The organism is Aromatoleum petrolei (genome assembly GCF_017894385.1).
In the GTDB taxonomy this organism is placed as follows: Bacteria; Pseudomonadota; Gammaproteobacteria; order Burkholderiales; family Rhodocyclaceae; genus Aromatoleum; species Aromatoleum petrolei.
Map to the genome: position 1 here is coordinate 4,144,123 of NZ_CP059560.1, position 16,018 is coordinate 4,160,140.

General features: G+C 64.7%; 12 protein-coding genes. 2 read left to right on the forward strand and 10 right to left on the reverse strand.

Features of this window, described 5'->3' with window-relative positions:
* Positions 1 to 119 precede the first annotated feature (119 nt).
* Entirely contained in the window at positions 120 to 2,717 is a 2,598-nt protein-coding gene (locus ToN1_RS18930; RefSeq protein WP_169205736.1) for a bifunctional aconitate hydratase 2/2-methylisocitrate dehydratase, read from the forward strand.
* 145 nt (positions 2,718 to 2,862) lie between these two features.
* Here the strand turns inward: ToN1_RS18930 and ToN1_RS18935 are convergent, their stop codons facing one another.
* The 10 genes from ToN1_RS18935 to ToN1_RS18980 all read right to left on the reverse strand — a co-directional run bounded on the left by ToN1_RS18935 (position 2,863) and on the right by ToN1_RS18980 (position 14,552).
* Positions 2,863 to 3,972: a mechanosensitive ion channel family protein gene (locus tag ToN1_RS18935; protein ID WP_169205735.1), complete on the reverse strand. Its 1,110-nt coding sequence runs from the start codon at positions 3,970 to 3,972 to the stop codon at positions 2,863 to 2,865.
* Entirely contained in the window at positions 3,969 to 5,117 is a 1,149-nt protein-coding gene (locus tag ToN1_RS18940; protein WP_169205734.1) for an osmoprotectant NAGGN system M42 family peptidase, read from the reverse strand. Before ToN1_RS18940 ends, ToN1_RS18935 begins: the two co-directional genes overlap by 4 nt.
* Positions 5,107 to 6,876, reverse strand: a complete 1,770-nt coding sequence (gene ngg / locus ToN1_RS18945; RefSeq protein ID WP_169205733.1) for an N-acetylglutaminylglutamine synthetase — start codon at positions 6,874 to 6,876, stop codon at positions 5,107 to 5,109. Before ngg ends, ToN1_RS18940 begins: the two co-directional genes overlap by 11 nt.
* Positions 6,877 to 6,885: 9 nt before the next feature.
* Positions 6,886 to 8,670: an N-acetylglutaminylglutamine amidotransferase gene (locus tag ToN1_RS18950; protein WP_169205732.1), complete on the reverse strand. Its 1,785-nt coding sequence runs from the start codon at positions 8,668 to 8,670 to the stop codon at positions 6,886 to 6,888.
* Between the two features lie 236 nt (positions 8,671 to 8,906).
* On the reverse strand, positions 8,907 to 9,455 hold the full coding sequence (locus tag ToN1_RS18955) for a C40 family peptidase (RefSeq protein ID WP_169205731.1): 549 nt from the start codon (positions 9,453 to 9,455) through the stop codon (positions 8,907 to 8,909).
* Between the two features lie 23 nt (positions 9,456 to 9,478).
* The gene (locus ToN1_RS18960) at positions 9,479 to 10,123 is read right to left on the reverse strand and encodes a 3'-5' exonuclease (RefSeq protein ID WP_169205730.1); all 645 of its coding nucleotides are present in this window, start codon (positions 10,121 to 10,123) and stop codon (positions 9,479 to 9,481) included.
* A complete protein-coding gene (locus ToN1_RS18965) occupies positions 10,120 to 12,018 on the reverse strand; it encodes a DUF294 nucleotidyltransferase-like domain-containing protein (RefSeq protein ID WP_169205729.1) in 1,899 nt (632 codons plus the stop codon). Before ToN1_RS18965 ends, ToN1_RS18960 begins: the two co-directional genes overlap by 4 nt.
* A 131-nt stretch (positions 12,019 to 12,149) precedes the next feature.
* Entirely contained in the window at positions 12,150 to 13,556 is a 1,407-nt protein-coding gene (locus ToN1_RS18970) for a PhoH family protein (protein ID WP_169205728.1), read from the reverse strand.
* A 40-nt stretch (positions 13,557 to 13,596) separates the two neighbouring features.
* Positions 13,597 to 14,061, reverse strand: a complete 465-nt coding sequence (locus tag ToN1_RS18975) for a peroxiredoxin (protein ID WP_169205727.1) — start codon at positions 14,059 to 14,061, stop codon at positions 13,597 to 13,599.
* Between the two features lie 113 nt (positions 14,062 to 14,174).
* Entirely contained in the window at positions 14,175 to 14,552 is a 378-nt protein-coding gene (locus tag ToN1_RS18980; RefSeq protein ID WP_169205726.1) for an Mth938-like domain-containing protein, read from the reverse strand.
* 165 nt (positions 14,553 to 14,717) lie between these two features.
* Between ToN1_RS18980 and ToN1_RS18985 the strand changes: the two genes are divergently transcribed.
* Complete coding sequence (locus ToN1_RS18985; RefSeq protein WP_244861071.1) at positions 14,718 to 16,016, forward strand: pyridoxal phosphate-dependent aminotransferase; 1,299 nt, start codon at positions 14,718 to 14,720, stop codon at positions 16,014 to 16,016.
* Positions 16,017 to 16,018 lie beyond the last annotated feature (2 nt).

A 16,018-nucleotide genomic window follows, 5' to 3' on the forward strand; every position in this document is an offset into this window, starting at 1 on the left:
ACGAGCGATCGTTGTTGCATTGCACCTCAAGTCTTATAAAAGACATATAATCTCCCAGCGTCGTCCGGGTCCGCATCCCCGACGCCCAGCCAACGTCACGAAAAAGGAAGGAATCCGCCGTGCTTGAAGCCTACCGTGCCCACGTCGCCGAGCGTGCCGCCCTCGGCATCCCGGCCCTGCCGCTGTCCAAGCAGCAGACGCAGGATCTGGTTGCCCTGCTGAAGAACCCGCCGAAGGGCGAGGAAGCCTTCCTCGTCGAACTGATCACCTATCGCGTCCCGGCCGGCGTGGACGACGCCGCGAAGGTCAAGGCAGAATTCCTGGCCAAGGTTGCCAAGGGCGACGAAGCCTGTGCGCTGATCTCGCGCGAGAAGGCGACGGAGCTCCTCGGCACGATGCTCGGCGGCTACAACGTCAAGCCCCTGATCGACCTGCTGGCCGACGCTGCCGTGGGTGCCGTGGCTGCCGAAGGCCTCAAGAAGACCCTGCTGGTGTTCGATTACTTCCACGACGTCGCCGAACTGGCCAAGGCCGGCAATGCGAACGCCAAGGCCGTGATGCAGAGCTGGGCCGACGCCGAGTGGTTCACGTCGCGTCCGGAAGTCCCCGCCTCGCAGAAGCTGACCGTGTTCAAGGTCACCGGCGAGACCAACACCGACGACCTGTCGCCCGCGCCGGACGCTTGGTCGCGCCCCGACATTCCGCTGCACGCGCTGGCGATGCTGAAGAATCCCCGCCCCGGCATCGAGGCCGACGAGGCGGGCAGCCGTGGTCCCGTCAAGCAGCTCGAAGCGCTGGCCAAGAAGGGCAATCTGATCGCTTACGTCGGTGACGTGGTCGGTACCGGCTCCTCGCGCAAGTCCGCCACCAACTCTGTGCTGTGGTTCACCGGCGAAGACATCCCCTTCGTCCCGAACAAGCGCTTCGGCGGCGTGTGCCTCGGCTCCAAGATTGCCCCGATCTTCTTCAATACCATGGAAGATGCCGGCGCGCTGCCGATCGAACTCGACGTCGGCCAGATGGACATGGGCGACGAGATCGAGCTGAAGATCGACTCGGCCACCGCCAAGGTCACCGCGCTCAAGAATGGCGCCGTGATCGCAGAGTCGACCCTCAAGACCCCCGTGATCCTCGACGAAGTGCGCGCCGGTGGCCGTATTCCGCTGATCGTCGGCCGCGGCCTGACGACCAAGGCGCGTGAGGCGCTGGGCCTGCCCGTCTCCACGCTGTTCCGCCTGCCGGCGCAGCCGAACGATCCGGGCAAGGGCTACTCGCTCGCGCAGAAGATGGTCGGCCGCGCCTGCGGTCTGCCGGAAGGCAAGGGCATCCTGCCGGGCACCTACTGCGAACCAAAGATGACCACCGTCGGCTCGCAGGACACCACCGGCCCGATGACCCGCGACGAGCTCAAGGATCTTGCCTGCCTCGGCTTCTCCGCCGACATGGTGATGCAGTCCTTCTGCCACACCGCAGCCTATCCGAAGCTGGTCGACGTGCGCATGCACCGCGAGCTGCCGTCCTTCATCTCGACCCGTGGCGGCGTCGCGCTGCGTCCGGGCGACGGCGTCATCCACTCCTGGCTCAACCGCCTGCTGCTGCCGGACACCGTCGGCACCGGCGGCGACTCGCATACCCGCTTCCCGATCGGTATCTCCTTCCCGGCTGGCTCGGGCCTCGTGGCTTTCGCTGCCGCGACCGGCGTCATGCCGCTCGACATGCCGGAATCGGTGCTGGTGCGCTTCAAGGGCAAGCTGCAGAACGGCGTCACGCTGCGTGACCTGGTCAACGCGATCCCCTACTACGCGATCAAGCAGGGCCTGCTGACCGTCGAGAAGAAGGGCAAGAAGAATGTCTTCTCGGGCCGCATCCTCGAGATCGAAGGTCTGCCGGACCTGAAGGTCGAACAGGCCTTCGAGCTGTCCGACGCCGCCGCCGAGCGTTCCGCTGCCGCCTGCGCGATCCAGCTGAACAAGGAACCGATCATCGAGTACATGCGCTCGAACATCACGCTGATGAAGTGGATGATCGCCAACGGCTACGAAGACAAGCGCACCTTGGGCCGCCGCATCAAGGCCATGGAAGCCTGGATCGCCAAGCCCGAGCTGCTGAAGGCCGACGCCGACGCCCAGTACGCCGCCGTGATCGAGATCGATCTGGCCGACGTGAAGGAGCCGATCGTCGCCTGCCCGAACGATCCGGACGACGTGAAGCTGCTGTCAGAAGTCGCCGGCGACAAGATCGACGAGGTCTTCATCGGCTCGTGCATGACGAACATCGGCCACTTCCGCGCCGCCGGCAAGGTCCTCGAAGGCAAGTCGGACATCCCGACCCGCCTGTGGATCGCCCCGCCGACCAAGATGGACGCGATGATCCTGAACGAGGAAGGCTACTACTCGGTGCTGGGCAAGTCGGGCGCGCGCATGGAAATGCCGGGCTGCTCGCTGTGCATGGGCAACCAGGCGCAGATCCGCAAGGGCTCGACGGCGATGTCGACCTCGACGCGCAACTTCCCGAACCGCCTCGGCATCGACACCCGCGTGTACCTCGGTTCCGCGGAGCTCGCCGCCGTGTGCGCGCTGATGGGCAAGATCCCGTCGGTCGGCGAGTACATGGAGCAGGTGCAGGCCGTGAATGCGAAGGCTGCCGATGTGTATCGCTACATGAACTTCGACCAGATCAAGGAGTTCTCCGAGGTTGCGGATCAAGTCACGGTCTGAGTTTAGACCACACGCAGCTGGCAACATGGAAAACCCGCACCGTAATGGTGCGGGTTTTTGTTTTGCAGGGGGTGATTGCGGTATGCCGCGCAATCGCCGCCGACGCGGGCCTGCCGAGCATCTTCCTGGCAGGCGCATCTTCCGGCTATGCGCGCCGGGGCACGGGAGTCCTTCGGTTCTCGCTCTCGCGATGTGCCAACTGCAGATTGCCGCCCAGGTGCAGTGTTTGTGTCGGGAATGCGAACTCGATGCCGTGAGCCTGGAAGACGCGCACGAGGTGGAGGTTGATTGCCTGCTGGGCGTCCATGTAGCGCTGCATGTCGGGTTCTTCGACGAAGTACACCGTTTCGAAGTCCAGCGAGGACGCCCCGAAACTCTTGAAGTGCGCACGGTCGAAACGCAGTCCCGGCTGTGCTTCGACTGCCTCGCGAATCAGGTCGGGAATGATTTCGAGCGTTTCCGCGGGCGTCTCATAGGTGACACCGATCATGAACAACGCGCGCCGTTCCTGCATCCGTTTGTAGTTCCGGATGCGGCTGCGCAGCAGATCGTTGTTGGAAAACACGATCTGTTCGCCGCTCAGGCTGCGGATGCGGGTCGTCTTGAGTCCGACGTGCTCGACCGTGCCCATCAGCTCGTCGACGATGATGAAGTCGCCGATGACGAAGGGCTTGTCGATGGCGATCGACAGCGACGCGAAGAGGTCGCCGAGGATGTTCTGCACGGCTAGCGCCACCGCAACACCGCCGATGCCCAGACTGGCGACGAGCGCCGTGACATTCAGCCCCATGTTGTCGAGAATCAGCAGCAACACCACGGCGGAGAGAACGACGCGGCCAAGGAACGACAGCAGCGAGCGCGTCATCGCGCGCGAGCCTTCGTCACCGCTCCCAGCGGTTGCGAAGTGCCGCGCGAGCCAGAATTCCAGGCCCCGGTTTGCCCACAGGCCGGCCTGCAGCAGTAGCAGCGCGACGAACATCCGGTCGGCGGCCTGGTCGAACGAGGCAGGCAGGCTCAGGAACCGCGTCGCGACATACACGGCAATTGCCGCCGACAGCAGGATCCGGGTCGCCGCAACGATTTCGGCCAGCAAGCCGATGGCTGCGAGATCGGTGTTTGTTGCAAGTTTTCTCAAGCGACCGAGCGCGACTCCTCGCACTGTGTGCATGATCAGCATGCACACGGCGATCGCGAGCAAGGCCAGGGCCCAATCCTGGGGGCTGTTGTCGTGGAAGAGTTCTCTCAGTGCATTCATGAGTGCGGTGCTGTCGGGAGATTTTCGTCCCACTGCGGGGTCTGCATTTCGGCCGGGGGAAAGTCGTCGAGCGGGCCGAGCGCTGCACGATCGCGGTGGAAGAGCGGCGGGCTGCAGAGGTAGGCGATCAGCAGGCGGGCGAGGGCGTCCAGCGAGTCGAGGTGGACCCGTTCGTGGCCGTGAGAGGCATCCAGTCCGAAGCACACCAGCGCGGTGCGGATGTCATTGCCCGCTTCGATCGCCGCGGCGGCGTCGCTGCGGTAGAAGCGGAATACGTCGCGCGAATGCTCAATGCCTTCCGCCTGGCAGAGCTCGAGCAGGCGGCGCGTAAGATGCCAGTCGAAAGGGCCGCTCGAGTCCTGCATCGAGATTGTCACCCCATACTCGGAAGTGTACTGTCCCTCCGCGACAGTCCCATTGTCGATCGAGATCAGCTCGGCGACGTCTCCATGCAGGACGTGCGAGGCGCCGACACCGATTTCCTCCGAGATTGTGAACAGGGGGAAGCAGTCGACGGGCAGCTTCATGCCGCTCTCGCGGATCGCGTGCAGGGCGGCGAGAATCGCAGCGACGCCGGCCTTGTCATCGAGGTGCCGGGCGTTGACGAAGCCTTCCGGGCCGAATTCGGGGTTGGAGGGTATCGCGATCGTGTCGCCGACATGAATGCCGAGTGCACGGGTTTCCGCCTCGCTGGCAGTGCGCGCGTCGATGCGCAACTCGATGTTGTCCCAACTCACCGGCTGCGAGTCGATCTCGGCATTGAAGGTGTGGCCGGAGGCCTTCGCCGGCAGCAGGGTGCCCCGATGGATCACGCCTTCGTCTGAATAGATCGTGACGCGGGCGCCTTCGGCGAAGCGCGAAGACCAGAAGCCGATCGGTACAACCTGCAGGCGCCCGTTCGGCTTGTATCCCTTTACCATCGCACCCAAAGTGTCAAGGTGGGCTACGACGGCGCGCGCCGGCATGCGCTGGCGCCCTTTCAGGCAGGCGCGAATCGCGCCGCGGCGGGTAAGTTCGTAGGGAATGCCCAGCGAGTCGAGTTCGCTGGTCGCGACGTGCACGACGGCATCGGTCATGCCCGATGGGCTGGGAGTGTTCAGCAGGCGGGCGAGCACGTCCTGCAGGTAGTCACGGTCAGGTTGCATTCATCCTCCTTTCGCTTTCGTCGCGCGTTGCTGCGCGCGTCTGCGGGAAGAGCAGGTCGATGAAGCGCGCCGCGGTCGGCTGCGGTTCGTGGTTGGCGAGTCCTGGGCGTTCGTTGGCCTCGATCACGACGTATTCTTCACGATCCGGGGCCGTGACCATGAAATCGAATCCGACCACGGGGATCTCGAGTGCCCGTGAGGCACGTTCCGCAGCCTCCCGCAATGCGGGATGCAGGGCGGGCGTGACGTCGTGGATGGTGCCGCCGGTGTGCAGGTTTGCCGTCTTGCGCGCCAGGATGCGCGCACCCGACGGTGGCACGTCGTCTAGTTCGTAGCCCTGAGCCCGCAGGCACCTGAGCGTTTCATCGTCGATCGGAATGTGGCTCTCGCCGGCGGTGGCGAGCTCGCGCCGCCTGCTTTGCTTTTCGATCAGCCGGCGCAGCGCGGTGCTGCCATCCCCCACCACCGTGGCGGGGCGGCGCGTCGCGGCAGCAACGACCTGATGGTCGATCACGATGATGCGCAAATCGTCGCCGGCCACCATCTGCTCGACGATGACATTGTCGCAGAAGTGCCGTGCCGCCTCGATCGCGCCACGCACTTCGTCCATGCTGCAGAGATCGACGCGCACGCCCTGGCCCTGTTCCCCGCGTGCGGGTTTCACGACCACCCGGCCGTGCTTCGCCACAAAGTCTGCGACCGTTTCCGGATCATCGGCCTCGACCTGCTCGGGCACCGCAATGCCGGTCTGGGCAAGCACTTTCAGGGTGACGCGCTTGTCGTCGCAGCGGCTCATCGCAATTGCCGACGTGAGCTCGGACAGGGACTCGCGGCAGGTGATGCTGCGTCCGCCCAGATGCAGGCGGAAGAAGCCGTGCGCGGCGTCCAGCACTTCGACGCCGATACCCCGCCGACGCGCTTCACGTACGATGATTCTGGCATAGACATTGAGGTCCGACGCCGGATCGGGGCCGAGGAACAGCGCTTCGTTGATCGGATTCTTGTTTTTCACGCAATACACGGGCACGCGCGCGAACCCCAGCTTTTCGTAAAGCGAGATCGCCTGGTTGTTGTCATGCAGCACGGACAGATCCAGGAAGCGGCGGCCCCGCTCGCGAAAGAGTCCCGCGAGGGCGCGCACCAGGGCCTCGCCGATGCCGGGATGGCTGCACTGCGCGTCAACCGCCAGCGCCCATAGGCTAGCCCCCCCGTCGGGGTCGTGGAAGGCCCGCACGTGGTCAACCCCGGTCACGACGCCGAGGATGGATCTGCCGTCGGAGTCTTCCGCGACCAGCATGTCGATCTCGTCGCGCTTGTCCAGGCCGGCGAAGAAGTTGCGGTTGGGCAGCACCATCTGGCGCGCCTGATAGATGCGCCGGATCGCAGCGGCATCTTCGGCGCGGGCATTGCGCACGATCCAGGCGTTATTCTTCGCCACGTCGAGCGCCTGGGCGAGTGCCAGCCGGAAGGTGAAGGACGGATCGATGAAGAGTTCCTGCGGAGCGAACGACACGACTACCTGCGGATCGCGCAAGTACAAAGCGATATCCCGCCGACCCGGCTGTTCGCGGCAAATGACCTCAGCCAGCATCTGCGGATCGGCGAACGTCTGTCCGAAGATGAGGCGCCCCCAGCCGCAGTCGACGATCGCTTCGCTGTCCATCGACGACAGCTCGTTGTGGTCGACCGGATTCTCCCAGTGACGCAGCGACATCATGTGGGCTGGATCCAGAGGGTCGAGTGCTTTGGTGGCGTTCATCCTTCCTCCTTACGGTCGAATGCCGTGCGACTGCAGCCACAGTTCGAGCAGCGCGAGCTGCCACAATTTCGAGCCTCGCAGTGGCGTGATATGACGGTCGGGAGCGGCGAGCAGGGTGTCGACGTAATCCGGGCGGAAGAGCCCGCGCGTCCGCGCGGCGCCGCTGTGCAGTGCGTCGCGTACCCAGTCGAGGGATGTTCCCGAGAGGTACTTCAGCGCCGGTACGGGGAAGTAGCCTTTCGGACGATCGATGACCTCGCGCGGCAGCATCCGCCGGGCAATTTCCTTGAGGACGCCCTTGCCGCCGTGCGACAGCTTGTCCTGTGCGGGCAGGCGCGCCGCCAGTTCGACGAATTCGTGGTCCAGGAAGGGGACGCGCGCCTCGAGTCCCCAAGCCATGGTCATGTTGTCGACGCGCTTCACCGGATCGTCGACCAGCATCACGGTCGCATCGACGCGCAGAGCCTTGTCGAGCGGTGTCGGGGCGCCGGGGCGTGCGAAGTGCCGTTCGATGAAATCGCGGCTCGGTCCGGGGCTGGCGTAGGCTTCGGTGACTGTGCGCAGGTATTCCTCCTCGTCGCGGTCGAAGAACACGCGGACGTACTCGGCGACCGCGTCGCGGCTGGCGGCGAGCGGGGGATACCAGTGGTAGCCGGCAAGCACCTCGTCGGCGCCCTGACCGCTTTGCACGACCTTGACGTGCCTCGCGACTTCCTTCGAGAGCAGGTAGAAGCCGATGTTGTCGTAGCTGACCATCGGTTCCGACATTGCCTTGATCGCGTCCGGCAGGGCGGCGAGCAGGGTCTTGTCGTCGATGCGGATCTTGTGATGCCGCGTGCCGAATTCCTTTGCCACGAGGTCGGAGTACCTGAACTCGTCGCCTTGCTCCCCATTCGCGGCCTCGAACCCGATCGAGAAGGTATTGAGCCCTTCTTGTCCCGCGCGCGACAACAGCGCAACGAGCAGGCTCGAATCCACGCCCCCGGACAGCAACACGCCGACCGGCACATCGGCCACCATGCGGCGCTCGACGGCCTTCTCCAGCGCGAGCTGCACGAGACGTTCGCGCTCCTTGCTGGGGGTGGCGACGAGCTCGGGGTCGGCCGCGAAGGGCGGGTTCCAGTAGCAGAGATCCGTGCGCTGTCCGTCGGGTTCTATCACCGCGACGGTCGCCGGCGGGAGTTTGCGCACTCCGCGCAGCATCGTGAAGGGCGGCGGGACGACGGCGTGCCACATCAAGTAGTGTTCGAGCGCGACCGGATCGATGCGGGTGTCCACGTCACCTGCCGCTAGCAGGGCCGGCAGCGTCGAGGCAAAACGCAGGCGCTTGCCATCCGTTGATTCCGCGAGATAGAGAGGCTTGATGCCGAAGCGGTCGCGAGCCATCACGACCCGGCCGCTGTCCCGCTCCCACATCGCGAAGGCGAACATGCCGTGGAGGCGTTCCACGCATGCGAGCCCCCAGCGCCTGTAGGCGCGCAACAGGACCTCGGTATCACCGTCGGAAAAGAAGCGCTCGCCTTCCCGTTCGAGCTCCGTACGCAACTCGCGGTAATTGTAGATACAGCCGTTGAATACCAGCGTGAGGCCGAGATCCGCGGCCACCATGGGTTGCTGGGCGCGCTCGCTGAGATCGATGATCTTGAGGCGGCGGTGGGCCAGTGCGATCCGGCCCTGATGGAACGCGCCGCCGGCGTCGGGGCCGCGCGGACGGAGGCTTTCGGCCATTCGCCCGACAGCCGAAGCGTCGGCCTCGCGGTTGTCGAAGCGGATTTCTCCGGCAATTCCACACATGGAATCGTCTCCTCTTGTCGTTCGAGGGACTTGTTATTGTATTGCACAAAATATATTTGTACAAATATGACAATCCGAAATCTCGGGCTGTCAAGCAATTCCGCTCCTTATGCCAGTCGCTGGATCGATGTGCGTGCGCAATCCGAATGGCTTTCACCAGGCGATGCGCTACGGGAATTTTTGGCGGGACGTGCGCCCAGCCCACGAGACACCCCGGCCTTCGGCCCGGGGGGCGTTCAGTTCGCCTGCGGCAATCCCAGATCGCCTTCCGGAACCATGCGGCGCGCGCCGTTGAAGCGCTTGGCCCAGTAGCTCTGGCTCATCTCGTCGATGCGCACTTCACCGCCGCTCGACGGGGCGTGCAGGAAACGGCCGTCGCCGACGTAGATGCCGACATGCGAGAAAGCCTTGCGCATCGTGTTGAAGAACACCAGGTCGCCCGGCTTGAGTTCCTTGATGCCGACCTTGTCGCCGACTCTGGCCATGTCGCGCGCAGCGCGCGGCAGGTCGAGGCCGAGGGCGTTGCGAAAGACGTTCTGGACGAGTCCGCTGCAGTCGAGGCCGGTTTCGGGTGAACTGCCGCCGAAGCGATAGCGGATCCCGAGGTACTCCATGCCCTGGTTGATGAGGTTCTGCGCCGCCGTACCGTAGCTGCCCAGCGACGAGGCTTCCTCGGCGGGCTGGTCGGCGGATGCAGGAGTCTCGACTGCGCCGGCAGGGGGCGTGATCAGCAGGGTTGCGGTCGCGAAAAATGCGATCAGAGGGATTGTCAGACGTTGATGCATGGGTCGTGCGGGAGAAAATCGATTCATCCGTGGCGCCTCAGTTGTCGACGGCTGTGTTCCAGATCCGCCAGGCTGCGTGGAGTGTTCAGACCGAGCGAGCGTGCGCGCGCCTGTGCGGCCAGCATCAGCTGTGCAATCGCCCAGGCATCGCCCAGGGCGTGGTGGCGCTGGAAGGTTTCGATGCCGAAGGCCTTCATCCAGTCGCCAAGGCGGGCTGGTCTGTCGATGTGTTCGTCATAGAGGGCTGGCAGGATCCAGTGTAGATCCAGCCAGGTCCAGTCCGGGGTAAGGCGGAGGTGCTCGTCGAGCGCGCGTTCGAGCAGGCTGCGGTTGAACGACGCATTGAAAACCACGACCGGGCCCTTGCCCACAAACGTCAGCAGGTTCGTGAGCGCGGTTGCCGCATCGGGTTCCAGCGGCGCGTAATAGCTGTCGTGCGGCGAGAGGCGTTCGCGGTCGATCGCGATCGCGGCGACTGCGAGCAGGCGGTCCTTGTCCAGGTCCAGTCCGCTTGCCTCCGTGTTGATGACGACGTAGCGGGTCTCGAAGTGGGCAGTGCCCAAGTCCGGTGCGGCAAGTGCCTCCCAGTTCGCAATGGCGTCGCGTAGCGCGACGTCGAGCGAGGCCGTGTCCGTGCGGTTGCTGAGCAGGCGGGTGAGCCAGTTCATAGCTGGTAGTCGAGCTTCAGCCGCAGTTGCAGCTTGCGGGCTTGCCGGAACGCTTCCTTGAGGATGCGCCGGTCGAGTTCGTTGAGCGCGTCGGGGTTGATGCGGTTGTCACCCGGTGCGTCGTGTTCGGTGTCGAGGTGCTGCGAGCGCAGGCGCAGCAGCTGGATGAAGTGGAAGCCGTCGATCAGCGCGGCGATCTCCTCGGCCGGCATGCCCATGCGGGTGCCCGCCTGACGCAGGCGCTGCACGGTGCTGCTCGAAGCGACGTCGGCGCGCAGCGCGAGGATGCGCGCGACGTCGACGAACAGGCGTGCGCCCGACTTCTTCAGATCGATGGTGCCGTCTTCCTCGACGACGAAATCACGGATGCGCCCGAGTGGCGGCGCGACCTGCAGCGCGTTCGACGCCATCAGGCGCAGGAAATTGGAATAGGCCTTCGCGGTGCGGTTGAGCCACGCGCGCAGCTGGTCGCCGAGGCGCTCGTTTCCGCACAGCACGCGGTAGTCGAAGAAGATCGTCGCATTGAGCAGGGCCTGCGGGTCGGGTTCGCGGATCCAGTCGCCGAAGCGCCCTTTCCATTCCTCGAGCGTGAGGCACAGCTCGGGGTTGCTCGCCATGATGTTCCCCTTGCACAGCGGGAAGCCGCAGGCGGCGAGGTTCTCGTTTACCTCTTTCGCGCAGGCCAGCAGGCGGTTCTTCAGTGCGTCCCGATCCGCGCCTTCGGGGCAGACGTAGATAATGCCGTTATCCTGGTCGGAAGACAGGGTCTGCTCGTGGCGGCCTTCGGAACCGAAGGCCAGCCACGCGTAGTCGATGCCGTAAAGCTCGTGTCGCGTGCGCGCAAGGTCGATGATGCGGCAGGTCAGAGCATCGTTGAGCGCCGAGATGAATTGCGTCAGCTGCTCCGCCCCGATTCCCTGGGCGATGAGATTGAGCGCGAGCTGGCGGATGTCGCGACTGGCGCGTTGCAGGGCCTCGAGGTCGTCGGCGCCTTCGATGCTGGACCGGATCTGGCGCAAGCCGATGCGTTGCAGCGTGAACAGATCGCGTTCGGATACCACACCTTTCAGTCGCCCTTCCGAATCCACCACCAGCAGGTGGCGCACGCCGTGCGTCGCCATCTCGAGGGCGGCGTCGTAGGCTGAGTCGGACGCGGACATCACGTGCGGCGTCGCAGTCATCACGTCGCAGATCGGGCGCTGGAGGTCGATGCCCGGCAGCACGACGCGGGGCAGCAGGTCGCTCTGCGTGAGGATGCCGATCGGTTTGCGCTCGGCGTCGGCGACCACCATGCAGCCGATGCGCATCTCCGACATCTTCTCGAGCGCGGCGCGGATCGTGTTGTCGGGGCCGACGAAGATCGGTTCCTTCTTCACCAATTGGCCGAGCGGTGTCGTCATCGTCTGCTGTTCCGCAGCACGTTGCGCGAAGGTGCTCTGTAACTGCTGGCGCGACTGGTTGAGCAGGCTGGCGATGTACTGGGTGCAGAAGACGTGGAAGACGGGGCTCATCTGCATGAGCTTGAGGAAATCTTCCGCCGGCAACTGGTACACGAAGCTGTCCTCGACGGCCACGTAGGCGTTGGTCGAGGGCCGCTGAGCGGAGATCGCACCGATCGGGAAGCATTCGCCCGGCCCGAGCGTCATCGCGGCGTAGTCGGTGACGCTTGCCGGGCCGAGTTGGCGGGCCTGCACCTTGCCGCGCTGCACGATGTGGAAATGCGTCGGCTGTCCCATCTCTGGGGTCAGGATCTCGCTGCCACGTGCGTGGAAAGCCAGGGTCGAGCGCTCGGCGAGGAATGCGAGCGCCTCTGGCTCCATCCGGTTGAACGGAGAGAAGCGCGTGAGGAAGTCCGAACTGGCTCCGACCAGCATTTCCGAGGCGGCAGCGGGCATGGGGGCTTTCGCAGGCAAAAAACCTGCGCATTATAGGACGCATCCCGGCTGGCCGGGATGATCCAGGGCAAACTCCATGCGTAGGGTTGGGGTATCGCCGGGGCGGTCGGATGCCCTCGCCCCGGCAGGCGTCAGAGCACTTCGGCGGCGTGGTCGGCCAGGCGCGAGCGCTCGCCGCGTTGCAGGGTGATGTGGCCGGAGTGCGGCCAGTCCTTGAAGCGGTCGACGACGAAGGTCAGGCCGGAGCTGCCTTCGGTGAGGTAGGGCGTGTCGATCTGAGCGATGTTGCCGAGGCACACCACCTTGGTGCCGGGACCAGCGCGCGTGATCAGCGTCTTCATCTGCTTGGGCGTCAGGTTCTGCGCCTCGTCGATGATCAGGAACTTGTTGATGAAGGTGCGCCCGCGCATGAAGTTGAGGCTCTTGATCTTGATGCGCGAGCGGATCAGGTCGCGTGTCGCCGCGCGGCCCCAGTCGCCGCCTTCGCCCGTCGTGCCGTTGAGCACGTCGAGGTTGTCCTCGAGCGCGCCCATCCATGGCGCCATCTTCTCTTCCTCGGTGCCCGGGAGGAAGCCAATATCCTCGCCGACCGGAACGGTCACGCGGGTCATGATGATCTCGGAGTAGCGCTTGGCTTCGAGCACTTGCGTCAGCGCGGCGGCGAGCGTCAGCAGCGTCTTGCCGGTGCCTGCCTGGCCGAGCAGGGTGACGAAGTCGATCTCCGGATTCATCAGCAGGTTCAGGGCGAAGTTCTGTTCACGGTTGCGCGCCGTGATGCCCCACACGTTGTTCTTGTTGTGGGCGTAGTCGACCAGCGTCTCCATCAGGACGCTGCGCCCGTCCCGCTCCTTGACCCAGGCCTGCAGCGGCGATTCTCCGTCCTGGAAGACGAACTCGTTGACCATCATGCTGGTCACGAGCGGCCCCTTTATGCGGTAGTAGGTCTTTCCTTCCTCCTTCCAGGACTCCATCCCCTTGCCGTGGGTGTCCCAGAAGTCGGGCGGCAGTTCGCGCCAGCCGGTGTAGAGGAGATCGGTATCCTCCAGCACCTTGTCGTTGAAGTAGTCCTGTGCGTCGAGGCCCAGCGCGCGGGCCTTGATGCGCATGTTGATGTCCTTCGACACCAGGATCACGGGCCGCTTCGGGAAGCGCTCGGCCAGATGCATCACGACGGCGAGGATCTGGTTGTCGCCCTTTGCGGTCGGCAGTGCGGGCGGCAGCGCTAGGTTGATCGCTTCGGTCTGCAGGAAGAGCTTGCCCGCCGCGAGTTCGCGCGACGGGCCCTTGAGGTCGATGCCGTCGGCGATGTCCGCCGGGCACGAACTCACGATCTCGTCCATCGTGCGGCTCGCCTGACGCGCGTTGCGGGCGACTTCGGACATGCCCTTCTTGTTGTTGTCCAGTTCCTCCAGCGTCATGATCGGCACGAACACGTCGTGCTCCTCGAAACGGAACAGGCTGGTGGGATCGTGCATCAGCACGTTGGTGTCGAGGACGAAGAGCTTGGTGTTCCGGCTGCGGGGCGCGCGTTTGGTCATGGCGTGGTTGAAGCTCGGGTCGTCGGGTTAAATGGGGGGCTTACAGACTGTTCACGAAATCCAGCACTTCCTGCGCATGGCCGGCGACCTTGACGCCGCGCCACTCGCGGCGCACAACGCCGTCGGCGTCGATGACGAAGGTGCTGCGTTCGATGCCGCGCACTTGTTTCCCATACATGTTTTTCATCTTGATGACGCCGAAGGCATTGCAGGCAGCCTCCTCGGGGTCGGAGATCAGCTCGAAGGGGAGGCCGAGCTTGGCCTTGAAATTTTCGTGCGACTTCAGGCTGTCGCGCGAAATGCCATACACGTCGCAGCCGGCGGCCTGGAATGCCGCGTGGCGGTCGCGGAAATCGGCGGTCTCGTTGGTGCAGCCGGGGGTGTTGTCCTTCGGGTAGAAGTACAGCACGAGCTTGCGTCCGCGCAAGGCCGAGAGGGTGATGCTCGCGCCGCCCGTCGCGGGCAGGGTGAAGTCGGCCGCGGAAGCCGTGTTTGTCGTGTTCATGGGGCTCTCCGTTGTCGGTTGTCGCGATCAGCGTAGCGGAGGAGCCGGGGGGATGACAACGGCTGCGTGATGCCGGTGGCGCAGCCGGCGGGGTTCCGGCTGCGCCCCTGTCCTCAGGTCGGGTCGAAGAGCAGCGCCGCGACGACTGAGCGGCCCTCGGCTGCGAGGATGTTGTAGGTGCGGCAGGCCGCGGGCAAGTCCATGATCTCGAAGCCAATTCGCGCCTCGATCAGCGGACGCAGCACCTGGGGCGCGGGGAAGCGCTGGCGGCTGCCGGTGCCGATGAGCACCACTTCAGGCCGCATCTCGCACACCATCGCGAAGTCGTCGGCGCTCAGGGCATCGAAACCGCCCGGCGCCCAGCCGGCAACGATACGGTCGGCGGCAACCAGCGCATTTCCGTCATGCCGCTCCTTGTTGATCATGAGGTGGTCCGTGCCGTAGCCGGTCAGGACGTTGAGGTCTGCGGTCTGTTGGAGGTTCAGCTTCATGGGATTCGCTCGGTCGGCAAAATTGCCGGGGGATACAGGCTTGGATAAGATACATTCTTTTGGGTTTCCGGCCCACCGGCAGCGGCATGCCCGTGCGGTCCGGGGCCGACGGCGCACCGGGCGTCCGGTGCAGAGTGGAACATGCGAAAGAAAGGACAGAGTGCGATGAGCGTCGAGCCGAAACTGCGGGTTGCTGTCCCGCCCGAACAAACGAAGGGGCAAGCTGAAGCCCCGCGGCTCCCGCAGGTTCGCAAGTCTGCCAAGCTCGCAAACGTGTGCTACGACATCCGTGGCCCGGTCCTCACCCGCGCCAAGCAGATGGAAGACGAGGGCCACAAAATCATCAAGCTGAACATCGGCAACCTCGCCGCGTTCGGCTTCGACGCGCCCGAAGAGATTCAGATGGACATGATCCGCAACCTGCCGAATTCGGCGGGTTACTCGGATTCCAAGGGCATTTTCGCGGCGCGCAAGGCGGTGATGCACTACACCCAGCAGAAACAGATCAAGGGTGTGACGATCGAGGACATCTACATCGGCAACGGCGTGTCCGAGCTGATCGTGATGGCGATGAACGCGCTGCTCAACGTCGGTGACGAAGTGCTCGTCCCGGCGCCGGATTATCCGTTGTGGACCGCCGCCGTGAGCCTGTCCGGCGGCCGTCCGGTGCATTACCTGTGCGACGAGGCCAAGGGCTGGCTGCCCGACCTCGACGACATGCGCGCGCGCATCACCCCGAACACGCGCGCCATCGTCGTCATCAACCCGAACAACCCGACCGGTGCGCTGTATCCGGACGAGATCCTGCGCGGCATCATCGATCTGGCGCGTGAATTCGGCCTGATCCTGTATGCCGACGAGGTCTACGACAAGGTCCTCTACGACGGCGTCACCCACACGTCGATGGCATCCTTGTCCGAGGACGTGCTCACCATCGTCTTCAACGGCCTGTCGAAGAACTACCGCTCCTGCGGCTATCGCGCCGGCTGGATGGTCGTGTGCGGCGACAAGCGCCACGCGCAGGACTACATCGAGGGGCTCAACATGCTCGCCTCGATGCGCCTGTGCGCGAACGTGCCGGGGCAATACGCGATCCAGACCGCTCTGGGTGGTTACCAGAGCATCGACGACCTGGTCGCCGAGGGCGGGCGCATGCGCCGCCAGCGCGACCTAGCCTACGAGCTGATCACGGCGATCCCCGGCGTCAGCTGCGTCAAGCCGAAGGCGACGCTGTACATGTTCCCGAGGCTCGACCCCAAGATCTACCCGATCGAGGACGACCAGGCCTTCATCGCCGAACTGCTCGAGCAGGAGCGCGTGCTGCTGGTGCAGGGCACCGGCTTCAACTGGCCGCACCCGGACCACTTCCGCCTCGTCTTCCTGCCGCACGAAGACGACCTGCGCGATGCGATCGGACGCGTGGCGCGCTTCCTCGAAAGCTATCGCAAGCGACACGGTACCTGAAG